Below are 25,109 nucleotides of genomic sequence, written 5' to 3'. Positions count from 1 at the left end.
CAACAACGGGGAAGTGTCAGTTTTTTTGTCAGTTTTCTATTGGAATCTATGGATTGTTTACGTTATCTGAACACTTGAACGCGGTGCAATTCGCTAACATAAACAGCAACTTTTAGCCGATAGAGTGTCTGTATTATGTCTATTCACCATTCAACCCGTGTTTATAACGCGGAGACTTGCAATATGAGGCAGGCTGGCTTGCTTCAACGCACTTTGCTTCAACGCACTTTGCTTCAACGCATTACTCGTCGTTCTTTTCTCGCAGTGAGCGTGTTGTTTAGCTTAACAGCCTGTGCGTCTACTGCTCCTTCAACCAGTGCAAAAGCGCCCATTCAGCCTAAAGAAGGCGAACAGTTTGATTTTGCTTGGTTAAAAGGTCAGGCACGACAGCTCGCCACCTTGCCTTATCAAAGTCATCAAGGCGAATTACCAGAGAGCCTTCAGCGCCTTGATTGGGACGATTATCAACAACTGCATTACAAAAAAGAGGCGGCTGTGTGGCGAGATGAGCAATCAGAATTTCGTACAGAGTTGTTTCATCTAGGATTAGGGTTTGATACACCCATTCGAATGAATGAGCTTGAAGAGGGGCAGTCCACACCGATTCCTTATTCTGCCGATGCGTTTGATTACGGTAAATCACAGGTTGATGGCGATGCACTGCCTAAAGATCTTGGCTTTGCGGGTTTTCGAATGCAGTTTGCAACTGATTGGCAGCGGGATGTGGTCGCGTTTCTAGGGGCAAGCTATTTCCGCGCAGTAGGGAGCGAAATGCAATATGGCTTGTCTGCACGTGGGTTAGCGATCGACACAGCCATGTCTCACCCAGAAGAATTCCCGATATTTACCGACTTTTGGCTAGAAAAGCCGACCCCCGGTTCGGATAAGGTGACGGTTTATGCCTTAATGGATTCTCCGAGTGTCGCGGGGGCATACCGCTTTGATATGACCCCTGGTGAACCCTACACTATGAAAGTAGATTCAGCGATTTATCCGCGTAAAGCCATTGAGCGTTTGGGCGTTGCGCCGATGACCAGCATGTTTATGATTGGTGAAAACGATCGCCGTACTAATTATGACTGGCGCGCCGAAATTCATGACTCCGATGGATTGGCGATGCAAACGGGTCAGGGAGAGTGGATTTGGCGTCCGTTAGGTAACCCAGAGCAGTTGCAATTTAACGCTTACAGCGATGAAAATCCAAAAGGCTTTGGCTTGTTGCAACGGGATCGAAACTTTGATCATTACCAAGACGACGGTGTTTTTTATGAGAAGCGTCCAAGCCTATGGATAGAGCCAATAGGAGAGTGGGGCAAAGGGTCTGTGCAATTAGTGGAAATCCCAACACTGGATGAAACCTTTGACAATATTGTGGCTTTTTGGAACCCAGCGTCCCCTGTAGAGGCAGGGCAAGAGTTGCTTTACAGTTACAACATGTATTGGGGCAGTCAGCCACCAGTGCAATCCAATCGTGCCCGTGTAGTCGACACTTTTACGGGCATCGGTGGCGTGATTGGTAAGAAGCGTGATTATTACAGCAAGCGATTTGTCATCGATTTTGCCGGCGGTTCCTTGTCTATGTTAGGTCAAGATACCGAGGTAAAAGCGATTATTACTTCATCAGCAGGACGCACGGAGATTGAGTCTGCACGACCTCTTCATTCTATAGAAGGATATCGTGCCATGTTTGACCTAGTGCCACCCAGTGGGGAAGAGGCATCAACCCCCATCAATTTGCGTGTCTACCTAGAAGCGAATGGCCAACCTTTGACAGAGACTTGGCAGTATCAATGGGTACCGCCAAAAGAGGAAGATCGCGAACTGCATAACGCAGGGCATCTGAAATAGTGCTTTTCATGTAATGGATCACTCAAAACGCTCGATAGTGCCTATCGGGCGTTTTTTTGTTTCTATGGTGGTTGGTTTCACGAATCTTTAAGGTTGTTGATAGCGCATAGGCGTGAGGGCTCGCCCTTGGGCGGTATAAGCATAAAATCGGCTTTTCAAATCTTTAGGCAACTGCTCAGCTAAGATAGTATTAAAGTGATTTTTGGTATAAAAAGGCACAAGGTGCGTGAGCGCAAAACAATAGCAAGACCGTTCCGCTAGGGCTGTTTGGATACCGCTGAGTAAATGGCTGCCCAACCCTTTGCCCCTGTAATTGGGCTCTGTCACCATGGCCGTGAGTAACTGAGCGTTTTTCGATTGTTTGAGTCGTACAGCGCACAAAATCGTCCCTTTTTGTTTAATTACCCAAATAGGGTCTGCCTTATTCGGTTTGCCACTTGGATAGTGAGCTTGATAAAACTTCTTGGCGAGAGGAAACCAAAGCGAAGGCACTCGTTCGGCATCTGGATAGGGCATAGACATAGCTTGGATGTCCTTCAAATCATGATAAGACGACTATTATTGAAAAAATACAAGAGGAAGGCAAAGATGCAAAAAAACACCCTGCGATCGGGGATTTCCTTATTGGTACTGCCTTTTTTATTGGTGGTCAGCACATGGGTTATAGCACAGCCTTCGCCTTCAGAGAATGGGACAGTATTAGTCTATAAAAAGGGCGAGTCTTTTACTCAGTATAGGCAACGTGCTCATGATTATGTTTTTGAACGAAAGGTGTGGGTTAATGAGAGTAACAAGCAAAGAGAGCTGTCTGCTGTCTTGCCGTTTGAGTTGTTGCCGGACACAGAGCAGTGTGCTGAACCAGCAAAGGCGGGGGTGATTCTGTCACACGGACTGTCAGATTCACCCTTTTCAATGCGTGATATGGCGTATGCTCTACAGGCAGCTTGCTACCATGTTCGGGTAGTGTTGTTACCTGGCCATGGTACCCGAGCAGAAGACTTATTAGATGTACATCGAGAGGATTGGCGTGCCACATTTCGTTCTGCTGCGGATCAATTCGGCCAAGAAGTAGACACACTGTATGTCGGTGGTTTCTCAACCGGTGGTGCTTTAGCGGTTGAATACGCATGGCAACATTCGGATCGTGTTGCGGGGGTGGTGTTGTTTTCCCCGGTGTTTAAAGTCAACAGCCGCATAGACTGGCTGGCGCCCTGGTTGGCTTTGGTGAAAGACTGGCTAGATCACCGACCTAGTGATGATTTTGCTAAATATGCTTCAATTCCAGTGCCAGCGATTGCTCAAGTTTACCGTTTAGCAAAAGAGGTGAGAGCTGAGCTGGTGGATAACCCAAGCGATTTACCTGTCTTTATGGCCCTGTCTGAAGAAGATAATACCGTGGACTCCTCTGTATCACAGACGGTTTTCGAACTTGGAATGATAGGAGATAAGAGCCGCATGGTTTTGTACAGTCAGACACAAAATAGCCAAAAAAACGATCGACTTACTGTGCAAAACACTTATTGGCCTGAAGATAATATTTTGGGGTTATCGCATATGGCGATTCATGGGCATCCTGAGAATCCGTACTATGGAGCAGAAGGCGAATATCGCCTTTGTGGTTGGCATGCTACAAATGAGGAGCGGTACCAAGTCTGTCGGAAGGCAAAAGATAACTGGTTTGGTGAACACAGTGATGCTTTATTTGATCAAGGTAATCATGCAGCACGCATTTCGTGGAACCCACATTTTCATGCATTGATGCAAGAAATAACGCTTTTTTTGCAAACGAATCGATATAATTAACGGACAAAATGACCATTGGAGAAAATTAATGCAGGCGGTTTTGGCTTTGCTAAGTGACAACGAGTTCCACTCAGGTGAAGAGTTGGGTGAAGCACTGGGGGTTACCCGTGCAGCCGTTTGGAAGAAGCTGAAAAAGCTAGAGTCGATCGGTGTGACTGTGCACTCTGTGAAAGGGCGCGGCTATCGATTGCCATCACCGGTTGAGCTTTTATCGCCCGCAAGACTAAGAGGCTTAGGAGTGCCGGAGTCCGTCGCCTTAGATCTGTCATTTGAGACACCATCAACGAACACGGAGGCAAAAAAATACATTGATCAGGGAAAACCGTTGCCTGTTTTAGTGTCTGTCGAGCGTCAAACCCATGGTAAAGGTCGTCGTGGTCGGCAATGGGAGTCAGGCGTGGCAAAAAATCTGACCTTATCGTTTGCATGGCGGTTTGATAATGGCCCTAGTGTCGTGGAAGGGTTGAGCTTAGCGGTGGGTGTTGCGATTGCTCGTGTGTTGAAGCGTATGGGTATCCCGAATCCTGGTTTAAAGTGGCCGAATGATGTGCAAATCGACGGGCAAAAAGTCTGTGGCATTCTATTGGAAATGGTGGCGGATCAAGATGTGTGTCATGTCATTATTGGTATAGGTCTCAATGTAGAAATGGACGATGCTTTAATGGCTCACGTCGACCAGCCTTGGACAGATTTGCTCTCGCGTTTGCCTACTCGACCAAGTCGTAATGAGATTCTTGCTGATATTACTAATGAGTTGATTGAGGTGTGTCAACTGTTCGAAGAAGGTCGTGGTATGAAGCACTTCCAACACCATTGGCAAGCGTATGACGTACTGTTTAATCAGCCGGTGACGGTGAGTACCTTATCCCAGCAGCGACAAGGTATTGCACGCGGTATCGATGACAATGGTGCTTTATTGCTGGAAGCAGAAGGAGAGTTGGTGGCATTGCATGGAGGGGAAATTAGTGTCCGACGCGGATAATATACTGATTGTAGATGCGGGTAATACACATATTAAACTGACCGCCTTTAAAGGCGACAACGTGCTTTGGGTGAAGCGTTGTCAGGATGATTCTGTTGTTAATAGCACAATGGGTGGGTTTGTGCCGCAAGCCATTTATTTGGCCAGTGTCCGTTCAGAGGTGCAAAGTATCGCATTGCATACAGAGCTACAAACTCTGTTCCCTCACGTAAAAAGCCTTAGATTAATGACTCAAGCCATGGCTTGTGGTGTGCATAATGCTTACGTAGAACCGGCTCGGTTAGGTGTAGATCGCTGGTTAGGCGTCATTGGCGCACATCATTGTATTCAAGGTGGTGCGGTGGTAGTTGATGCAGGCACCGCTATTAAAGTGGATGTGGTCAATGATGCAGGCGTTCATCTGGGTGGGTACATTGTCCCTGGTCTCTCCATGATGGAGAGCGCGTTGCTGTCTAACACAGCACGTATTCGTTACGACGATACTGAGGTGGTGTCTGGTCATGGCTTACCTGATTCAACGGCGAGAGCAGTCACTGAAGGATGTTATGAAATGGCGCTGGGTTTTTTAGAGCGTGTGTATCGTCAGTATTCCGATTTTACTTGGGTTGTGACAGGTGGAGACGGTCAGTCTTTACTAGAACATCTAGGAATTCCGGCTCTGTGTGAGCCTCATTTGATTGCGATTGGGGCGAAATGGATGGGTAATGAATGCATGAGGGAGGGGCAATGAAGTGGCTTTTTTTGTTTGTGGTGTTGTTAAATGCGGGCTTTTTGAGTTGGCACAGTTTTATTCAAGATCAACCCGATGTTAAACAAGAGTCTGTGTATGGGCCGCCGGTGAGTGAGAAAGTGTATCTTTTATCGGAAGAAGCGAGAGGTCAAGACTTGGATCGTAGCCAGGTTCAGTCTTCCAACTCAGAAATTGAAAGCGCTTTAAATAAGGCGTTAAATGTTGCAGCGAAACAGACATTTTGTCCTCGTATTGAAACAGAGAAGCTACAGGATAAGCTGCGCATCGTTCAGGCCCTCGATAAGGGTGGCTGGCCTTATCAGGCGCGAGAAATCACTGGGAAGCGTGCGAAATATTGGTTGTACATTGCAGCACCGAAAACACCGGCCATCGCGGAAGATATTGTTAAAGAATTGGCGACAAAGTCCATTGATAGTTTTGTGATCAATCGTGCAGAAATGAAAAATAGAATTTCGCTTGGTTTATTTTCTTCGGAAGATCGAGCGAATCAGGCAAGAATTCGCATTCAAAATGATTCTGGCTATCCTGTTGATGTGTATGAACATATGCGTAATGTTTCTATCCAGCAAGTTGATGTTCGCCAAGGTGTGAGTGAAGAAGATTGGCAAACATTCCTATCTCAGTTTGATCTAAGCAAGATGGCAATAAAAGTAGAAAAAAATGCATGCTAGTGCTTGCAATTGAGAACGCGATTCATATAATGGCTCCCACCTTTTGGGGTGTTGCGTTGTAGCGCTGAGTTCGTGGAGGGGTTCCCGAGTGGCCAAAGGGAGCAGATTGTAAATCTGCCACGAAAGTTTCGGTGGTTCGAATCCACCTCCCTCCACCAATTGCGGGTATGGTATAGTGGCTATTACCTCAGCCTTCCAAGCTGAAGAGGCGGGTTCGATTCCCGCTACCCGCTCCAATGCTCACGTAGCTCAGTTGGTAGAGCACACCCTTGGTAAGGGTGAGGTCGGCAGTTCAAATCTGCTCGTGAGCTCCAGCAATTCTAATGCAAAAGATGGGTGGGTTGACCGCCTTTTTTATTGTCTGTTTTTTGGGCAGATACCCTTGCTAAATTTAGCTTGTTTCGGTATCATCCTCCGCCCATACGAATGTAGGCCAATAGTTCAATTGGTAGAGCACCGGTTTCCAAAACCGGCTGTTGGGGGTTCGAGTCCCTCTTGGCCTGCCATTTTTCGTATCCTGTTTCTTAGTTAGGGATCACCTGAAGTATGAGTTCGAGTACTGAAGCTCAAGCATCTCGCGGAGATGTGTTTAAGTGGGCGATTGTTGTTCTGCTAGTTGCGGTAGGCGTGATTGGTAATAACTATTTTTCTGCTGAGTCACTATTGTATCGCTTAATCGCTATCTTGGTGTTAGCTGGTGTCGCTGGTTATATTGCACTGCAAACTGTAAAAGGTCAGTCTTTTTTTACTTTAGCTAAAGAAGCTAAGACTGAGATTCGCAGGGTTGTGTGGCCAACCAGACAAGAGACTGTGCAAACTACTTTAATAGTGTTGGCGGTTGTTATTTTTATGTCTCTCGTGCTGTGGGGGGTGGATTCGCTCCTTGGTTGGATCGTTTCCTCGGTAATTAGTTAGGAGTTGCTCGTGACCAAACGATGGTATGTAGTACAGGCGTACTCAGGGTACGAAAAGCACGTAATGCGTTCGCTGATTGAGCGAGTGCAGGTTATGGGGCAAGAAGAGAATTTTGGTGACATCTTGGTTCCTACCGAAGAAGTGGTAGAGATTCGAGATGGCAAAAAGCGTAAGAGCGAAAGAAAGTTCTATCCAGGTTATGTTTTAGTGCAGATGGATATGAATGATGACTCTTGGCATTTGGTAAAAGGCACTTCTCGTGTGCTTGGTTTTATTGGTGGTACGGCAGATAAGCCTTCACCGATTACAACGCGAGAGGCCGATGCCATTCTTCAGCGTGTCAGTGATGGGGTTGATAAACCTCGTCCAAAAACCTTGTTTGAAGTGGGTGAAGTGGTTCGTGTTAATGAAGGGCCTTTTGCAGACTTTAATGGTGTGGTTGAAGAAGTGGATTATGATAAAAGCCGAATCAAGGTGGCAGTGCTTATATTTGGGCGCTCTACTCCAGTTGATTTGGAATTTAGTCAGGTTGAGAAAGCCTGATTTTGTTGAACGGGTAGCCTTCGGGCGGTGACCCAATTGGAGTTAAGAAAATGGCTAAGAAAGTCCAAGCTTATATCAAGCTACAAGTTAAAGCGGGTCAAGCGAACCCAAGTCCACCAGTTGGTCCAGCACTTGGTCAACATGGTGTGAATATCATGGAATTCTGTAAAGCGTTTAATGCTAAAACACAAGGCGTTGAGCCAGGTCTTCCAACACCTGTTATCATTACTGTATACAGTGATCGTAGTTTCACCTTTGAAACAAAATCGACTCCTGCAGCCGTGTTGCTTAAGAAAGCAGCGGGTTTGAAGAGCGGTTCTCCACGTCCTAACACTCAAAAAGTGGGTACGGTTACTCGTGCTCAACTAGAAGAGATCGTTAATGCTAAGCAGGCTGATTTGACTGCTTCGAATATGGACGCAGCAGTTCGTACAATTGCTGGTAGCGCACGCGCTATGGGTCTAGAAGTTGAGGGTGTGAACTAATGGCTAAATTGACTAAACGCGCTCGCTTGATCGCAGAAAAAGTAGAAGCAACAAAACTGTACTCTGTAGAAGAGGCTGTTGCTCTTTTGTCTGAGCTTTCTACTGTTAAGTTCAAAGAGTCTATCGACGTTTCTGTTAACCTAGGTGTTGACCCACGTAAATCTGATCAGGTTGTTCGTGGTTCTACTGTATTGCCTCACGGTGCAGGTAAAGACGTTCGTGTTGCTGTATTTGCACAAGGTGCAAATGCTGAAGCAGCAAAAGAAGCTGGCGCAGATGTTGTTGGTTTCGAAGACTTGGCTGAGCAAGTTAAAGCCGGTAACCTTGATTTTGATGTTGTTATTGCTTCTCCAGATGCAATGCGTATCGTTGGTCAACTAGGTCAGGTATTGGGTCCACGTGGTCTAATGCCTAACCCTAAAGTTGGCACAGTAACACCTGACGTTGCAACAGCCGTTAAAAATGCTAAAGCAGGTCAAGCTCGTTACCGTACAGATAAAAACGGTATCATCCATGCTGCAGTTGGTTCTATTGAATTCGCTGCGGATGCTGTCCGAGGTAATCTAGAAGCACTTTTGGCTGACTTGCGTCGTGCTAAGCCTGCTTCTTCTAAAGGTGTTTACCTGAAAAAAGTAGTCTTGTCCTCTACAATGGGACCTGGCTTACAAATTGATTTAGGTGCACTTACTTCTGTAAAGTAAGCATCTAAATTATGCGCTTTGGGGTCTGCCTTCGCTGAGAAGTGTTGAGTAGGCCGTCAAAGACCGCAGGAACCCTTACGGGTTTAATAACAACGTTGAAAAACGTATGTCCTGCGCAGATGGTGTGGCCCGATTCAGATTAACTGGATCTAACTCACCAGCAAGTACTTCGAGAAATCGGAGAGTTGGTAAAAAATAGGGGAGTTATCTCCCTGCTAATCCAGGAGAAAACCAGTGGCATTAGGTCTAGAAGACAAAAAAGCCATTGTCGCCGAAGTTAGCGAAGTTGCTAAAACTGCGTTGTCTGCAGTCGTGGCTGATTCTCGCGGTGTTACCGTGGGCAGCATGACCGCACTTCGTAAAGAAGCGCGTGAAGCAGGTGTTTATGTACGTGTAGTACGTAATACATTGGCTCGCCGTGCAGTGGAAGGCACTGACTTCGAATGTCTAACTGAGAGCTTTGTTGGTCCAACGTTGATCGCTTTCTCTAACGAACACCCAGGTGCGGCTGCTCGTTTGTTGAAATCTTTCGCGAAAGATCAAAAAGAGTTTGAAGTAAAGGCGTTGGCGTTCAACGGTGAGTTGATCCCAGCTGGCGACATTGATCGTTTGGCAACACTGCCTACATACGACGAAGCAATTGCGAAACTGATGAGTGTTATTCAGGGCGCAACAAGCAAGTTTGTACGTACTCTTGCAGCGGTTCGCGATCAAAAAGAGCAAGAAGCGGCGTAATACGGTATCCCGTATCCCTTCTTGATAAATATTTTGTTTTATTACCTTCGGGTAATTTTAAGAATGCTAGGAATCTGAGTCATGGCTCTAACTAAAGAAGATATCATCAATGCAGTAGCAGAAATGTCTGTGATGGACGTTGTTGAACTAATTTCAGCAATGGAAGAAAAATTTGGCGTATCTGCAGCAGCTGCTGTAGCTGCTGGCCCTGCTGCTGATGCAGGTGCTGCTGCTGAAGAACAAACTGAATTTGACGTTGTTCTAACTGCTGCAGGCGATAAGAAAGTAAATGCAATTAAAGCTGTTCGTGCAGCGACTGGTCTAGGCTTGAAAGAAGCTAAAGCTATCGTTGACGGCGCTCCAGCGACTGTTAAAGAAGGCGTGTCTAAAGAAGATGCTGCCGCTCTTAAAGCAGCGCTTGAAGAAGCTGGTGCCTCTGTCGAAGTCAAGTAATGATACTTGTATTTCCAGATTTCGACCAATAGTCGAAATGGCTGGTGACATTATTGTCACCGGCCTTTTTGGGTTTCTAAAACTCAAATAAAACTTAAAGAATTTTCACGTGGGAGATAATGCTCCCATATATGGTAAGGCCTGATTTGGGCCTTTTGCGTCAATGTGCACAAGCTGGGGAATGCTGATGGCTTACTCATATACTGAGAAAAAACGTATCCGTAAGGATTTCGGTAAACTGCCGCCCGTTTTGGATGTGCCATACTTGCTGGCAATTCAGCTTGAATCCTACCGTAATTTTCTGCAAGAAGGCAAAAGCCTAGCAGAGCGTGGGGAATTAGGTCTGCATGGGGCCTTTAAATCTGTCTTTCCAATGGTCAGCTTTTCCGGCAATGCGGCGCTTGAATACGTCGATTACCGTTTAGGCAAGCCAGTCTTTGATGTTAAAGAGTGTCAGTTGCGTGGTGTTACCTATGCAGCGCCTCTGCGTGTTCGAGTTCGACTCATCATTTATGATAAAGAGTCCTCTAACAAAGCGATCAAAGACATTCGCGAGCAAGAAGTCTACATGGGTGAAATTCCACTCATGACAGACAATGGTACCTTTGTTATTAACGGCACCGAGCGTGTTATTGTTTCTCAATTACACCGCTCTCCTGGTGTGTTCTTCGATCACGATCGTGGCAAGACTCACTCTTCAGGTAAATTGCTACACTCTGCTCGTATTATTCCTTATCGCGGTTCTTGGTTGGACTTCGAGTTTGATCCAAAAGATTGCGTCTTCGTTCGTATTGACCGTCGTCGTAAATTGCCAGCAACGATTTTATTGCGTGCTTTGGGTTATGGTACAGAACAAATCTTAGATGCTTTCTTTGAAACAACACGTTTTTACTTACAGCGTGATGGTTTTGAGATGGATCTTGTTGCTAATCGCCTTCGTGGTGAAACAGCATTATTTGATATTGCAGATGCAAACGGCGAGTTAATCGTTGAAGAAGGCCGTCGTATCACGGCTAAGCATATTCGTGTTATGGAAAAAGCCGGTTTAGAGCGTCTTTCCGTACCGCTTGAGTACATGCTTGGTAAGGTGACGGCGAAGAATCTTGTTCATCCTTCAACGGGTGAGCTGATTTCTGAAGCAAACACTGAATTGTCTGTTGATCTACTAGAAGCACTTGTTGCATCCGGTATCACAGAAGTAGAAACACTTTATACCAATGACTTAGACAACGGTCCGTTTATTTCGGACACGCTTCGTATTGATCCAACGAGTAATCAATTAGAAGCCTTGGTTGAAATTTACCGCATGATGCGTCCTGGCGAGCCGCCAACGAAAGAATCTGCTGAAGGTTTATTCCAGAGCTTGTTCTTCTCTGAAGATCGTTATGACTTGTCCGGCGTAGGTCGAATGAAATTTAACCGTCGCTTAGGTCGTGATGAAGATACTGGCGCGGGCATCCTTGATAATGATGACATCGTTGCTGTATTGAAAACCTTGCTGGATATCCGTAACGGTAACGGCATGGTGGATGATATTGACCACTTGGGTAACCGTCGAGTTCGTTCTGTTGGCGAAATGGCTGAAAACCAATTCCGTGTTGGCTTAGTGCGTGTTGAGCGTGCCGTGAAAGAGCGTTTGTCAATGGCAGAAGCGGATGGTCTTATGCCGCAAGACTTGCTTAACGCGAAGCCTGTTGCCGCAGCGATTAAAGAGTTCTTTGGCTCTAGCCAGTTATCTCAGTTTATGGACCAAAACAACCCTTTGTCTGAAGTGACACACAAACGTCGTGTTTCTGCATTGGGGCCGGGTGGTTTGACTCGTGAACGTGCTGGTTTTGAGGTACGTGACGTACATGCTACGCACTATGGTCGTGTTTGTCCGATCGAGACACCGGAAGGTCCAAACATTGGTCTGATTAACTCGTTGTCAACTTATGCGCGTACGAATAGCTACGGCTTTCTAGAGACGCCTTACCGTAAAGTTATCGACGGTAAGATGACAGATGAGACTGTTTATATTTCGGCCATTGATGAAGCGAAGTATGTTATCGCTCAGGCGTCAGCAAATGTTGATGCAGAAGGCCGTTTGGTAGATGAGTTGGTTCAGGTGCGTCATATGCATGAAACCACTCTGATTCCGAAAGAAAAAGTAAATCTAATGGACGTTTCTCCTCGTCAGGTTGTGTCTGTAGCGGCGTCGTTGATTCCGTTCCTAGAACACGATGATGCCAACCGTGCCTTAATGGGTTCGAACATGCAGCGTCAGGCGGTACCAACACTTAAGGCTGATAAGCCTGTTGTGGGTACAGGTATGGAGAAAAATGTCGCGAAAGACTCTGGTGTTTGTATCGTTGCTTCCCGTGGCGGTGTCATTGAGTCTGTTGATGCGAGCCGTATTGTTGTTCGTGTTAATTCAGAAGAGACGATTGCCGGTGAGGCAGGTGTGGATATCTACAACCTGACGAAATACGTGCGCTCTAACCAAAACACCTGTATCAACCAACGTACTTTGGTGATGAAAGGTGAAAAGGTCGCTTCTGGTGACATCATGGCCGATGGTCCTTCTGTTGATATGGGTGATTTGGCATTGGGCCAAAACATGCGTATTGCCTTTATGCCTTGGAATGGTTTCAACTTCGAAGACTCGATCTTAGTATCTGAGCGCGTTGTTGAAGAAGATCGTTTCACGTCGATTCACATACAAGAACTGACGTGTGTGGCACGTGACACCAAGCTTGGGCCAGAAGAAATCACTTCTGATATTCCAAACGTAGGTGAAGGCGCTCTGTCCAAACTGGATCAATCTGGCATTGTTTATATCGGTGCTGAAGTTGAGCCAGGCGACATCCTTGTTGGTAAGGTAACACCGAAAGGTGAAACTCAGCTAACGCCTGAAGAGAAGCTTCTGCGAGCTATCTTTGGTGAGAAAGCGTCTGACGTGAAAGACACGTCACAGCGCGTTAAGACTGGTACACGCGGTACGGTTATCGATGTGCAGGTCTTTACTCGTGATGGTATCGAGAAAGATGAACGTGCTAAGTTCATCGAGAAATCTCAGCTTGATCAAGTTCGTAAAGACTTGAACGAAGAGTTCCGTATCGTTGAAAAAGCGACCTTTGAACGTTTGGCTGAAACACTCGTGGGTCAGCAAGCGGAAGGCGGTCCAAGTTTGGCTCGCAACGCGATTATCACAGAAGAGTATCTAGCGAATCTAGATCACCCTGAGTGGTTCAAAATTCGTGTTGCTAATGAAGAAGCGACCGAGCAGCTTGAAAAAGCACAGGCGGCTTTGATTGAGCGTCGTAAAGAGCTTGATGCTAAATTCGAAGATAAGAAACGTAAATTGCAAACAGGTGATGATCTTGCGCCTGGCGTTCTTAAAATCGTTAAAGTGTATGTTGCAATCAAACGTCGAATCCAGCCTGGTGATAAAATGGCCGGTCGTCACGGTAACAAGGGTGTTATCTCTAAGATCATGCCAGTTGAAGATATGCCGTATGACGAGAACGGTGATCCCGTTGATATCGTGTTGAACCCGCTAGGTGTTCCGTCGCGAATGAACGTAGGTCAGGTTTTGGAAACTCACTTAGGTGCTGCTTCTAAAGGTTTGGGTCGTAAGATCAATGAAATGTTGGCAGTAGAACGTGAGAAAGCAGAAGCCGTTGCAGAACTGCGCAGCTTCCTTGACGAAATCTACAACGGCCACGAAGGCGACTTGAAATGCGCTCGTACTGAAGACCTAGACAGCTTTACAGACGAAGAGATTTTGACTTTGGCGGGCAACCTTAAAGGTGGCGTACCAATGGCATCTGGTGCTTTCGACGGTGCAAAAGAAGCAGAAATTAAACGTATGCTTCGATTGGCTGGCATTAATGAAAGTGGCCAAGTTAAGTTGTTTAATGGTCGTACTGGTGATGCTTTCGAGCGCCCTGTAACGGTTGGTTACATGTACATGCTTAAGTTGAACCACTTGGTTGACGATAAAATGCACGCACGTTCTACCGGTTCTTACAGTTTGGTTACTCAGCAGCCACTGGGTGGTAAAGCACAGTTTGGTGGTCAGCGTTTTGGTGAGATGGAGGTATGGGCACTAGAAGCATACGGTGCCGCCTACACGCTACAAGAAATGTTGACGGTTAAGTCCGATGATGTGAATGGTCGTACGAAGATGTATAAAAACATCGTCGACGGTGATCACAGAATGGAGCCTGGCATGCCTGAGTCCTTCAACGTATTGGTTAAAGAGATTCGTTCTCTTGGTATCGATATTGAGTTGGAAACCGAATAAGCACGAATCACATTTGACCTGCTGGGGAGCAAGACTCCCCAGCCTTATGAGTGGGGCGAATACTACATGAAAGACTTATTAGGTCTTCTAAAATCACAAGGACAATCTGACGAGTTTGATGCGATCCGCATTGGCTTGGCATCACCCGATATGATTCGTTCATGGTCGTACGGTGAAGTTAAGAAGCCGGAAACCATCAACTATCGTACGTTTAAACCAGAACGTGACGGTTTGTTTTGTGCAAAAATCTTTGGTCCTATTAAGGACTACGAATGCTTGTGTGGTAAATACAAGCGTTTAAAACACCGTGGTGTTATTTGTGAGAAGTGTGGCGTTGAAGTGGCTCTGTCGAAAGTGCGTCGTGAACGCATGGGACACATTGAGCTTGCTTCGCCAGTTGCTCACATTTGGTTCCTAAAATCGCTTCCATCACGTATCGGTCTTATCATGGATATGACGTTGCGTGACATTGAGCGTGTTCTGTACTTTGAATCTTTCATTGTGATCGATCCAGGTATGACAACGCTTGATAAAGGCCAGTTGCTAAACGACGAGCAATATTTTGAAGCGCTAGAAGAATTCGGTGACGAATTTGATGCCCGTATGGGTGCTGAAGCGGTTCAAATGTTGTTGCGTGATCTAGACATGCCTGCTGAAATTGAGAGCATGCGTGAAGAGCTAAACAGCACAAATTCTGAAACTCGTATTAAGAAGCTTTCTAAGCGTCTTAAGCTGGTTGAAGCATTCTATCATTCTGGTAACAACCCAGAGTGGATGGTACTGGATGTATTGCCTGTTCTTCCGCCAGATCTTCGTCCATTGGTTCCGCTTGAAGGCGGCCGTTTTGCGACGTCTGATTTGAACGACCTTTACCGTCGAGTGATCAACCGTAACAATCGTCTAAAACGCCTACTTGAGCTTTCTGCTCCAGACATCATCGTACGCAACGAAAAGCGTATGTTGCAAGAGTCTGTTGATGCTTTGCTTGATAATGGTCGTCGTGGACGTGCGATTACAGGGTCTAATAAACGTCCTCTGAAATCTTTGGCTGATATGATCAAAGGTAAGCAGGGTCGTTTCCGTCAGAACTTGCTAGGTAAGCGTGTTGATTACTCTGGTCGTTCTGTAATTACTGTAGGTCCATCACTGCGTCTACATCAGTGTGGTTTACCTAAGAAAATGGCACTTGAGCTGTTTAAGCCATTCATTTTCTCTAAACTTGAACTTCGTGGCATGGCGACGACGATCAAAGCAGCGAAGAAAATGGTTGAGCGTGAAACGCCTGAAGTGTGGGATATCCTTGATGAGGTTATCCGCGAACATCCAGTGATGTTGAACCGTGCGCCAACACTTCACCGTTTGGGTATCCAAGCGTTTGAGCCTATGTTGATTGAAGGTAAAGCAATTCAGTTGCACCCATTGGTTTGTGCGGCTTACAACGCTGACTTCGATGGCGACCAAATGGCGGTTCACGTTCCGTTGACGATTGAAGCGCAGCTTGAAGCCCGTGCTTTGATGATGTCTACGAACAACATCCTTTCTCCAGCAAACGGTGAGCCAATCATTGTTCCGTCGCAGGACGTTGTATTGGGTTTGTACTACATGACTCGTGAGAAAATCAATGCCAAGGGTGAAGGCATGGCGTTTTCTGACATCAAAGAAGTACACCGTGCGTATGGTGCGAAACAAGTTGAATTGCATGCCAAAGTCAAAGTTCGTATTAGCCAAGTGGATACAACGTTAGATGGCGATAAAGTACCTTCGACGTTTATTGCTGATACAACTGTAGGTCGCGCGCTGTTGTTTGATATTGTGCCTGATGGCCTACCGTTCTCTGTGGTTAACCAAACCATGAAGAAGAAAGCGATCTCGAACTTGATCAACGAGTGTTACCGTAAAGTTGGCTTGAAAGAGAGTTGTGTCTTTGCTGACCAATTAATGTACACAGGTTTTGCTTACGCGACAGCATCTGGTTCTTCTGTTGGTGTGGATGACTTTGTTATTCCGCCAGAGAAAGTTGATATCATTGCGAAAGCAGAAGCGGAAGTAAAAGAAATCGAATACCAATATGCTGATGGTCTTGTAACGCAAGGCGAGAAGTACAACAAGGTAATCGATTTATGGTCTCGTACTAACGAAACCGTTACTGAAGCCATGATGAAAAACTTGGCGAAAGAGACAACAGTCAACAAAGCGGGTGAAACGGTTGAGCAACAATCCTTCAACTCCGTTTATATGATGGCTGACTCCGGTGCCCGTGGTAGTGTGGCTCAGATGCGTCAGCTTGGCGGTATGCGTGGCTTGATGGCGAAACCAGATGGTTCCATCATTGAAACGCCGATCACTGCGAACTTCCGTGAAGGTCTTTCAGTACTTCAGTACTTTACCTCTACTCACGGTGCTCGTAAGGGTCTTGCCGATACAGCATTGAAAACCGCTAACTCTGGTTACTTGACGCGCCGCCTTGTTGATGTTGCACAGGATCTAGTAGTCACTGAAATCGATTGTGGTTCGACAAACGGTATTTCCGTTGCGGCTATGATTGAAGGTGGTGACGTTGTTGTTCCGCTAGGTCAGCGAGTGCTGGGTCGTGTGGTTGCGCAAGACGTGATTGATGCGAAGGGTGACTTGGTTCTTTCTGCAGGCACTTTAATTGACGAGCATGACGTTCGTACTATTGAGGCGGCCGGTGTGGATGAAATGATTATCCGTTCTGTAATCACTTGTGATACTCGCCATGGCGTTTGTGCGAAGTGTTACGGTCGTGATTTGGCTCGCGGTCATCAAGTGAATATTGGTGAAGCGATTGGTGTTGTGGCAGCACAATCCATCGGTGAGCCTGGTACACAGCTGACGATGCGTACTTTCCACATCGGTGGTGCAGCATCGCGTGCATCTGCGGTCGATAGTGTGCAAGTGAAGAGCGCAGGTACCGTTCGTTTCAATAAAATGAAGAGTATTGAGCGTCACACAGGTCACCTTGTCGTTGCTTCTCGTTCTTCAGAGCTGGCCATTGCTGACGAAGCGGGCCGTGAGAAAGAGCGCTACAAGCTACCATACGGTGCGGTATTGAGTGTTCGTGAAGGGGATCAAGTGACAGCGGGTCAAATCGTTGCTAACTGGGACCCACATACACACCCAATCGTATCTGAGATGGAAGGTCGTCTTGAATTCAGTGGTATGGAAGAGAATGTCACTATTCGTCGCCAATCTGACGAAATGACTGGCTTAACGACCATTGAAGTGATGGAAGTTCGTGATCGTCCTGCTGCAGGTAAAGACTTGCGTCCAATGATTGCCGTGGTTGATGCAGAAGGTAATCCTGTGTTGATTCCGGGTACAGATTCACCTGTACAGTACATGTTGCCTGAGAAAGCGTTATTGAGCTTAGATCACGGTGCAACCGTTCAGACAGGTGAAGTGCTAGCGCGTATCCCGCAAGAGTCGATTGGTAACAAAGATATTACCGGTGGTTTGCCACGTGTGGCAGATCTATTTGAAGCACGTCGCCCGAAAGATCCTGCTGTTATGGCAGAGACAAGTGGTGTGGTGAGCTTTGGTAAAGAAACAAAAGGTAAGATTCGTCTCGTTATTACCCCGCAAAATGGTGATGATCCAGTAGAGACTTTGATTCCAAAATGGCGTCAGATCAATATCTTTGATGGTGAGGAAGTGGAAAAAGGTGAGATTATCGCCGATGGCCCTCTAAGCCCTCATGATATTTTGCGTCTTCAAGGTGTAGAGGCATTAGCTGATTACATCACCAATGAAGTGCAAGAAGTTTACCGTCTACAGGGCGTTGTGATTAACGATAAGCACATTGAAGTTATCGTTAACCAAATGCTGCGAAAAGTGGAGGTCGGTGAATCTGGCGATACGGATCTTATTCAAGGTGATCAAGTTGAGTACACTCAACTTCTAGATGCCAACGAGAAAGCAGAAGCAGAGAGTAAATTCCCTGCCAAGTTTGAGCGTGTGCTTCTAGGTATCACCAAAGCTTCTTTGGCTACAGAGTCCTTTATATCAGCCGCTTCCTTCCAAGAGACTACTCGAGTCTTAACAGAAGGTGCTGTAACTGGTAAGAAAGATCACTTACGTGGCCTTAAAGAAAACGTTGTTGTAGGTCGCTTGATACCAGCGGGTACAGGTTTGGCATACCACAATGAACGCAAGCGTAAGAAAGAGCTTGCATTGGCAGCAAAAGAAGGAAGTTCAACAGTAAGTGCATCCGATGTGGAAGAAGCATTGAGTGCCGCACTGAAAGACTAGATATTTGTTGTTAAATCGCAAGGGAGGTGATTTTTTAGTCGCCTCCCTATTGACTGTTTTATAGGCGCAAATTACACTTGCGCCTCCTTAATTTTGGCGATTTCCGCCATAAGAATTGGATTTGTGGAGCTTGTCTAATGGCAACCGTTAACCAGTTGGTTCGTAAACCACGTAAACGTAAAGTGGCAAAGAGTGACGTTCCTGCGTTACAAGCTTGTCCGCAACGCCGCGGTGTCTGCACTCGCGTATATACTACTACTCCTAAGAAGCCTAACTCGGCTTTGCGTAAAGTATGTCGTGTTCGCTTGACTAACGGCTTTGAAGTAACTTCCTACATCGGTGGTGAAGGTCACAACCTACAAGAACACAGCGTTGTGCTGATTCGTGGCGGTCGTGTAAAAGATCTACCAGGTGTTCGTTACCACACAGTACGTGGTAGCTTAGATACTTCAGGCGTACAAAATCGTAAGCAAGGCCGTTCTAAATACGGTACTAAACGTCCTAAGTAAGCATAAGCTACTTAATACATCGTTTAGACATAATTTTTTAATACAGTAAGGCCGAGCAATAATTTGATTGTCTCGGGCGAACCTGAAGAGGATATTGCAATGCCTAGAAGACGCGTTGTCGCCAAGCGTGAGGTCCTTCCGGATCCTAAACACGGAAGCCAACTTCTTGCTAAGTTCATTAACCACGTAATGGTTAGTGGCAAAAAATCTGTTGCAGAAAGCATTGTTTACAATGCACTTAACACTGTTGCAACACGTGCTAAAACTGAAGAGCCAATGGCTATCTTCGAAAAAGCACTAGAATCTATCCAGCCTATGGTTGAGGTTAAATCTCGCCGTGTTGGTGGTGCGACTTACCAAGTCCCTGTTGAAGTACGTCCAGCTCGCCGTGCAGCTTTGTCTATGCGCTGGTTAGTGGATGCTTCTCGTAAGCGTGGTGAAAAATCCATGGCTTTGCGTCTTGCAGGTGAAATCCTAGATGCTGCTGAGAACAAAGGTTCTGCTGTTAAGAAACGTGAAGACGTTCACCGTATGGCAGAAGCTAACAAAGCATTCTCTCACTACCGTTTCTAATTACCCCCAGAAGGATACACAGTGGCACGTAAGACCCCTATCAACCGCTACCGTAATATCGGTATTTGTGCGCATGTTGATGCAGGTAAAACGACGACAACTGAGCGCGTTCTTTTTTATACTGGTTTGTCTCATAAAATTGGTGAAGTGCATGATGGCGCTGCAACAATGGATTGGATGGAGCAGGAGCAAGAGCGTGGTATCACAATTACTTCAGCGGCTACAACATGCTTCTGGAGTGGGATGAATAAACAGTTTGACGAGTACCGTGTTAATATTATCGACACGCCAGGACACGTAGATTTTACTATTGAAGTAGAGCGTTCATTGCGTGTGTTGGATGGTGCTGTTGTTGTGCTGTGTGGTTCTTCGGGTGTGCAGCCTCAGACAGAGACAGTATGGCGTCAAGCCAATAAGTATGAAGTTCCTAGAATGGTATTCGTCAATAAGATGGATCGTACTGGGGCCGATTATTTTTCTGTTGTCCGTCAGCTTGAAACTCGCCTTGGTGCCAATGCGGTACCTATTCAGATTAATGTCGGCGCTGAAGAAGATTTTAAAGGCGTTGTTGATTTAGTCTTGATGAAAACAATAATGTGGAATGAAGAAGATCATGGGATGACGTTCTCACTTGAGGATGTGCCTGCTGATCTGCTTGATGAAGCGTTAGAGTGGCGTGAGAAGATGGTTGAGGCTGCTGCAGAAGCAAACGATGACTTGATGGAGAAATACCTTGAAGAGGGTGAATTAACCATCGAGGAGATTAAGAAGGGTTTGCGTATCCGCACATTAGCTAACGAGATAGTGTTGGTGACTTGTGGGTCAGCCTTTAAAAATAAAGGTGTGCAGGCCGTTCTGGATGCAGTTATAGAATATTTGCCTTCACCGCTTGAAGTAAAAGCGATTGAAGGTACGCTCGAGGATGGGGAAACCCCTGTTGCAAGAACAGCTGATGACGAGGCTCCTTTTTCAGCGTTAGCTTTCAAAATAGCAACAGATCCTTTTGTGGGCACTTTGACATTTATGCGTGTGTATTCTGGCATGCTGAAATCAGGTGATGCGGTGTACAACTCTGTTAAGCAGAAGCGTGAACGTATTGGCCGTATGGTTCAGATGCATGCAAATAATCGTGAAGAGATCAAAGAGGTATTAGCAGGTGATATTGCTGCTGCTGTAGGTATGAAATTTGTTACTACAGGTGATACGCTTTGTGATATGAACGATGTCGTAGTGCTTGAGCGTATGGAGTTCCCTGAGCCCGTTATTTCGGTTGCTGTCGAGCCTAAGTCTCAAGCTGATCAAGATAAAATGGGTATTGCGTTGGGTAAACTGTCGCAAGAAGATCCTTCCTTTCGTGTGGAAACGCATGAAGAGACGGGTCAAACAATTATTTCCGGTATGGGTGAGCTGCATCTTGATATTCTTGTCGACCGTATGCGTCGTGAATTCAAGGTTGAGGCAAACATTGGTAAGCCCCAAGTCTCCTATCGGGAAAAAATCCGCAAAGAAGTGGTGGTTAATCACAAATTTGTGCGTCAATCTGGTGGTCGTGGTCAATACGGTCACGTCGTAATGAAATTGACTCCATCTGATAAAGATGGGCTCGAATTTGTTAACGAGATTGTTGGTGGTGCTATTCCTAAAGAATACATCCCTGCAGTAGAAAGGGGCGTTTCAGAGCAAATGAAGAATGGCGTTATTGCTGGTTACCCTTTATTGGGTATGAAGGTGGTGTTATTCGATGGTTCATTCCATGATGTTGACTCTAATGAAATGGCCTTTAAAATTGCAGCTTCTCAAGGCTTAAGAAAAGGTGCAGCGGATGCTGATCCTTGTGTTCTTGAGCCTGTAATGAAAGTGGAAGTTGTGACTCCTGAAGAATACATGGGGGATGTGATGGGTGACCTGAATCGTCGTCGTGGTCTTGTTCAGGGGATGGACGATTCCCCGTCAGGGAAGATTATTCGTGCAGAAGTTCCTTTAGGGGAGATGTTCGGATACGCAACTGACGTGCGTAGCTTGTCGCAAGGGCGTGCGAGTTATGCAATGGAGTTTGAGAAATACGCTGAAGCACCGGCTAGTGTGGCAGACGCGATCATCAAAAATGAAGATTAATCATCATACTTACTAATTCTTAAGGTGTATGTATCATGGCAAAGAGTAAATTTGAACGTAATAAACCGCACGTTAACGTTGGCACAATTGGTCACGTTGACCATGGTAAAACAACCCTAACTGCAGCATTGACTCGCGTATGTGCAGAAGTATTCGGCGGAACCGCTGTTGCTTTTGACGGTATCGATAATGCTCCAGAAGAGCGTGAGCGTGGTATCACTATCTCTACTTCACACGTAGAGTATGATTCTCCAACTCGTCACTACGCACACGTAGACTGCCCAGGACACGCCGATTATGTTAAAAACATGATCACTGGTGCTGCTCAAATGGACGGCGCTATCCTTGTTTGTGGTGCGACTGACGGCCCTATGCCTCAGACACGTGAGCACATCCTTCTTTCTCGCCAAGTAGGTGTTCCATACATCGTAGTTTTCCTTAACAAGTCTGACTTGTTGGCTGAAGACTGTGGCGGTGCGGATTCTGAAGAATACGCAGAAATGCTAGAATTGGTTGAGATGGAACTACGTGACCTTCTTTCTGAATACGACTTCCCAGGTGATGACACTCCAATCATCCCAGGTTCTGCTTTGATGGCATTGAACGGCGAAGACGACAATGAAATGGGTACTACTGCCGTTAAGAAATTGGTTGAAACTCTAGACGAGTACATTCCTGAGCCAGAGCGTGCTATCGATGGTGCTTTCATCATGCCTATCGAGGACGTATTCTCTATCCAAGGTCGTGGTACGGTTGTTACTGGTCGTGTTGAGCGCGGTATCATCAAAATTCAAGAAGAAGTTGAAATTGTTGGTATCGTTGATACTACAAAGACAACTTGTACTGGTGTTGAGATGTTCCGTAAGCTTCTAGACGAAGGTCGTGCTGGTGAGAACTGTGGTATTCTTCTACGTGGTACTAAGCGTGAAGATGTGCAGCGTGGTCAAGTATTGGCTAAGCCTGGTTCAATCACTCCTCACACTGAGTTTGAAGCTGAAGTGTACGTGTTGGGTAAAGATGAAGGTGGTCGTCACACACCATTCTTCAAAGGCTACCGTCCACAGTTCTACTTCCGTACAACTGACGTAACTGGTGCTTGTTCTCTTCCAGAAGGCGTAGAAATGGTTATGCCTGGTGACAACATCCAGATGACTGTTGAACTAATTCACCCAATCGCAATGGACGAAGGTCTACGTTTTGCGATCCGTGAAGGTGGTCGTACAGTAGGTGCTGGTGTTGTAGCGAAAATCATTAAGTAATAAGTAGTTAACTTATTCTATTTGATGTCGAAAAGGCCACTCGCACTCCGAGTGGCCTTTTTATATTTGTGGCTTATTTTGTTTGTTCTGGAATTGGTTACTTGACAACCAGTTTTCGAATGGCTAATATTCGCCGTCCTTAAAAAAGGATAGTGGTTTAATAAATGTACAGTTAAGCCATTAAAACATTGTATTTGGAGTTGGAAATGCAAAGCCAAAAAATCCGTATTCGTTTGAAAGCGTTTGATCATCGTCTGATCGATGCTTCAACACAAGAGATTGTGGACACAGCGAAACGCACAGGTGCGCAAGTACGTGGACCGATTCCACTTCCTACTCGCAAAGAACGTTATACAGTATTGATTTCTCCACACGTAAACAAAGATGCGCGTGACCAATATGAAATCCGTACGCATAAACGTGTTCTAGACATCGTTGAGCCAACTGAAAAAACAGTTGATGCTTTGATGAAGCTAGACCTTGCGGCAGGCGTGGAAGTACAAATTTCTTTGGGTTAATCACTCAAAGTATTGGGGTGCGAGAACCGGCTGGTTATCAGTCGGCTTATGCACAATAGTGGAATGATCTGGAATGGTCAGCCGTAGCGGGTGATAGCCCCATACACAACTGGCAAATGAGGTAAAAAATGACTATTCAATTAGTCGGACGCAAAGCCGGAATGACACGTATCTTTAATGAAGAAGGTGTATCCGTGCCAGTAACCGTCATCGAGGTTGAACCGAACCGCGTTACTCAGGTGAAAACAGCAGAAACTGATGGCTATCAAGCTATTCAGGTTACTGTAGGTTCTCGCCGTTCGAGCCGTGTAAACAAAGCTGCTGCAGGACATTACGCAAAAGCAAACGTTGAAGCAGGTCGTGGTTTGTGGGAGTTCCGCCTGGCGGGTGACGAAAAAGAAATCAATGTTGGTGATGAGCTAACTGTTGCTGATTTCGAAACTATCCAAGTTGTTGACGTAACAGGTCAATCAAAGGGTAAAGGGTTTCAAGGTGCCATTAAGCGTCATAATTTCAGTATGCAAGACGCTACACATGGTAACTCGTTGTCTCACCGTGCACCTGGTTCCATCGGTCAATGTCAAACACCTGGTCGTGTTTGGAAAGGCAAGAAGATGGCTGGCCATATGGGTGCTGCACAAGTCACTACACAATCACTAGAAGTGGTTCGTGTAGACACAGAACGTAACCTTATCCTAGTGAAAGGTGCCGTACCTGGTGCAGTGAATGGTGATGTTATTCTTCAATCAGCTGTTAAAGCTCGCTAAGAGGGGTAGACAATGAACTTGAATCTAACAGGCACAGAAGGAACAGTTGAAGTTTCTGACGTAGCCTTTGCTCGTGAGTATAACGAAGCTCTAGTTCACCAAGTAGTTACATCTTACTTGGCTGGCGCTCGTCAAGGCTCACGCGCTCAAAAAACTCGCTCTGAAGTAGCAGGTGGTGGACGCAAACCTTGGAAACAAAAAGGTTCTGGTCGTGCACGCGCAGGTACTATCCGTAGCCCTCTATGGCGCTCAGGTGGTGTTACTTTCGCTGCGAAACCACAAGATCACTCTCAGAAAGTGAACAAGAAGATGTACCGTGCAGCAATGCGCACCATCTGGTCTGAACTTGTACGTAAAGACCGTCTTGTTGTGGTTGAAGAACTTAAATTGGAAGCTCCAAAAACTAAGCTCTTCATAGCAAAAATGGCAGATTTGAATATTGAGAACGCTTTGATTATTTCTAATGACTTAGATGATAATCTTTTCCTAGCGGCTCGCAATATTCCTAACGTAGATGTTCGTGATGCGGCGTCTATTGATCCTGTTAGCTTGATTGCTTACGACAAAGTGTTGGTGACAGTTGGTGCTCTGAAACAAGTTGAGGAGGCACTAGCATGATCGGCGAACGCATTTATAAAGTTTTGTTAGGCCCACATATTTCCGAAAAAGCAACGATCGTAGCTGAAGGCAACGGTCAATATGTTTTTCGCGTAACAGGTGATGCAACAAAACCTGAAATCAAACAAGCTATCGAAGCGCTGTTTGAAGTCAAAGTTGAGTCTGTTCGCACGTTGAACCATAAAGGTAAAACGAAGCGCACAGTTCGTGGTCTAGGCAAACGTAAAGACGTTAAAAAAGCGTACGTACGTTTGGCAGAAGGCCAAGACATTGATTTCATGGTCGCTGAATAAGGGGAGATAGGTC

22 protein-coding genes and 4 tRNA genes are annotated in these 25,109 nt (G+C 45.9%); 25 read left to right on the top strand and 1 reads right to left on the bottom strand.

Going from position 1 to position 25,109, the window contains the following annotated elements:
• Window positions 1-135: 135 nt before the first annotated feature.
• Window positions 136-1,848 (top strand): OpgD/OpgG family glucan biosynthesis protein, encoded by a 1,713-nt coding sequence (locus LG368_RS09410; RefSeq protein WP_226754470.1) that lies wholly within the window; start codon window positions 136-138, stop codon window positions 1,846-1,848.
• 87 nt (window positions 1,849-1,935) lie between these two features.
• Here LG368_RS09410 and LG368_RS09405 read toward each other — a convergent pair whose 3' ends face one another.
• The gene (locus LG368_RS09405) at window positions 1,936-2,370 is read right to left on the bottom strand and encodes a GNAT family N-acetyltransferase (protein WP_226754469.1); all 435 of its coding nucleotides are present in this window, start codon (window positions 2,368-2,370) and stop codon (window positions 1,936-1,938) included.
• Window positions 2,371-2,436: 66 nt separating this feature from the next.
• On the opposite strand from LG368_RS09405, the gene LG368_RS09400 reads away from it, so the two are divergent.
• From LG368_RS09400 to rplW, 24 genes are all read left to right on the top strand, one after another.
• Complete coding sequence (locus tag LG368_RS09400; protein WP_226754468.1) at window positions 2,437-3,651, top strand: alpha/beta hydrolase; 1,215 nt, start codon at window positions 2,437-2,439, stop codon at window positions 3,649-3,651.
• Window positions 3,652-3,679: 28 nt separating this feature from the next.
• Window positions 3,680-4,633 (top strand): biotin--[acetyl-CoA-carboxylase] ligase, encoded by a 954-nt coding sequence (locus tag LG368_RS09395; protein WP_226754467.1) that lies wholly within the window; start codon window positions 3,680-3,682, stop codon window positions 4,631-4,633.
• Entirely contained in the window at window positions 4,617-5,363 is a 747-nt protein-coding gene (locus LG368_RS09390; RefSeq protein ID WP_226754466.1) for a type III pantothenate kinase, read from the top strand. Before LG368_RS09395 ends, LG368_RS09390 begins: the two co-directional genes overlap by 17 nt.
• Complete coding sequence (locus LG368_RS09385; RefSeq protein WP_226754465.1) at window positions 5,360-6,055, top strand: SPOR domain-containing protein; 696 nt, start codon at window positions 5,360-5,362, stop codon at window positions 6,053-6,055. Before LG368_RS09390 ends, LG368_RS09385 begins: the two co-directional genes overlap by 4 nt.
• Window positions 6,056-6,129: 74 nt before the next feature.
• Window positions 6,130-6,213, top strand: a tRNA-Tyr gene (locus tag LG368_RS09380).
• 3 nt (window positions 6,214-6,216) lie between these two features.
• Window positions 6,217-6,291, top strand: a tRNA-Gly gene (locus tag LG368_RS09375).
• Window positions 6,292-6,293: 2 nt separating this feature from the next.
• Window positions 6,294-6,369 (top strand) — tRNA-Thr (locus LG368_RS09370).
• A 116-nt stretch (window positions 6,370-6,485) separates the two neighbouring features.
• Window positions 6,486-6,561: transfer RNA gene (locus LG368_RS09365), tRNA-Trp, on the top strand.
• Window positions 6,562-6,601: 40 nt separating this feature from the next.
• Window positions 6,602-6,970, top strand: coding sequence for a preprotein translocase subunit SecE (gene secE, locus LG368_RS09360; RefSeq protein ID WP_226754464.1), 369 nt, complete (start codon window positions 6,602-6,604; stop codon window positions 6,968-6,970).
• A gap of 9 nt (window positions 6,971-6,979) precedes the next feature.
• Window positions 6,980-7,513, top strand: a complete 534-nt coding sequence (nusG, locus tag LG368_RS09355) for a transcription termination/antitermination protein NusG (RefSeq protein ID WP_226754463.1) — start codon at window positions 6,980-6,982, stop codon at window positions 7,511-7,513.
• Window positions 7,514-7,563: 50 nt separating this feature from the next.
• On the top strand, window positions 7,564-7,998 hold the full coding sequence (rplK, locus tag LG368_RS09350) for a 50S ribosomal protein L11 (RefSeq protein WP_226754462.1): 435 nt from the start codon (window positions 7,564-7,566) through the stop codon (window positions 7,996-7,998).
• On the top strand, window positions 7,998-8,699 hold the full coding sequence (gene rplA, locus LG368_RS09345) for a 50S ribosomal protein L1 (RefSeq protein WP_226754461.1): 702 nt from the start codon (window positions 7,998-8,000) through the stop codon (window positions 8,697-8,699). The genes rplK and rplA overlap by 1 nt, the downstream gene beginning before the upstream one ends.
• 234 nt (window positions 8,700-8,933) lie before the next feature.
• Complete coding sequence (gene rplJ, locus LG368_RS09340) at window positions 8,934-9,434, top strand: 50S ribosomal protein L10 (protein WP_226754460.1); 501 nt, start codon at window positions 8,934-8,936, stop codon at window positions 9,432-9,434.
• Window positions 9,435-9,515: 81 nt separating this feature from the next.
• Window positions 9,516-9,887 (top strand): 50S ribosomal protein L7/L12, encoded by a 372-nt coding sequence (rplL, locus tag LG368_RS09335; RefSeq protein WP_226754459.1) that lies wholly within the window; start codon window positions 9,516-9,518, stop codon window positions 9,885-9,887.
• 187 nt (window positions 9,888-10,074) lie between these two features.
• Window positions 10,075-14,175, top strand: coding sequence for a DNA-directed RNA polymerase subunit beta (rpoB, locus tag LG368_RS09330; RefSeq protein WP_226754458.1), 4,101 nt, complete (start codon window positions 10,075-10,077; stop codon window positions 14,173-14,175).
• A gap of 66 nt (window positions 14,176-14,241) precedes the next feature.
• Complete coding sequence (gene rpoC / locus LG368_RS09325) at window positions 14,242-18,444, top strand: DNA-directed RNA polymerase subunit beta' (protein ID WP_226754457.1); 4,203 nt, start codon at window positions 14,242-14,244, stop codon at window positions 18,442-18,444.
• A 137-nt stretch (window positions 18,445-18,581) separates the two neighbouring features.
• Window positions 18,582-18,953, top strand: coding sequence for a 30S ribosomal protein S12 (gene rpsL, locus LG368_RS09320; RefSeq protein ID WP_013659444.1), 372 nt, complete (start codon window positions 18,582-18,584; stop codon window positions 18,951-18,953).
• A gap of 99 nt (window positions 18,954-19,052) precedes the next feature.
• Window positions 19,053-19,526 carry a 30S ribosomal protein S7 gene (gene rpsG / locus LG368_RS09315; RefSeq protein ID WP_211536695.1) on the top strand — a complete coding sequence of 158 codons (474 nt, stop codon included), beginning with the start codon at window positions 19,053-19,055 and terminating at the stop codon, window positions 19,524-19,526.
• 21 nt (window positions 19,527-19,547) lie between these two features.
• Window positions 19,548-21,641 (top strand): elongation factor G, encoded by a 2,094-nt coding sequence (gene fusA / locus LG368_RS09310; protein ID WP_226754456.1) that lies wholly within the window; start codon window positions 19,548-19,550, stop codon window positions 21,639-21,641.
• Window positions 21,642-21,676: 35 nt separating this feature from the next.
• Window positions 21,677-22,900, top strand: coding sequence for an elongation factor Tu (gene tuf / locus LG368_RS09305; RefSeq protein WP_226754455.1), 1,224 nt, complete (start codon window positions 21,677-21,679; stop codon window positions 22,898-22,900).
• Between the two features lie 206 nt (window positions 22,901-23,106).
• Entirely contained in the window at window positions 23,107-23,418 is a 312-nt protein-coding gene (gene rpsJ, locus LG368_RS09300; RefSeq protein WP_012071937.1) for a 30S ribosomal protein S10, read from the top strand.
• Between the two features lie 128 nt (window positions 23,419-23,546).
• Window positions 23,547-24,185: a 50S ribosomal protein L3 gene (gene rplC / locus LG368_RS09295; protein ID WP_226754454.1), complete on the top strand. Its 639-nt coding sequence runs from the start codon at window positions 23,547-23,549 to the stop codon at window positions 24,183-24,185.
• Window positions 24,186-24,197: 12 nt separating this feature from the next.
• Window positions 24,198-24,803, top strand: a complete 606-nt coding sequence (rplD, locus tag LG368_RS09290) for a 50S ribosomal protein L4 (RefSeq protein WP_226754453.1) — start codon at window positions 24,198-24,200, stop codon at window positions 24,801-24,803.
• A complete protein-coding gene (gene rplW / locus LG368_RS09285; protein ID WP_012071934.1) occupies window positions 24,800-25,096 on the top strand; it encodes a 50S ribosomal protein L23 in 297 nt (98 codons plus the stop codon). Before rplD ends, rplW begins: the two co-directional genes overlap by 4 nt.
• Window positions 25,097-25,109 lie beyond the last annotated feature (13 nt).

It is taken from the genome of Marinomonas algarum (genome assembly GCF_020532605.1).
GTDB lineage: Bacteria > Pseudomonadota > Gammaproteobacteria > Pseudomonadales > Marinomonadaceae > Marinomonas > Marinomonas algarum.
Note: the sequence above shows the minus strand (reverse complement) of the source record. Positions and strands in the feature narration are given on the sequence as shown.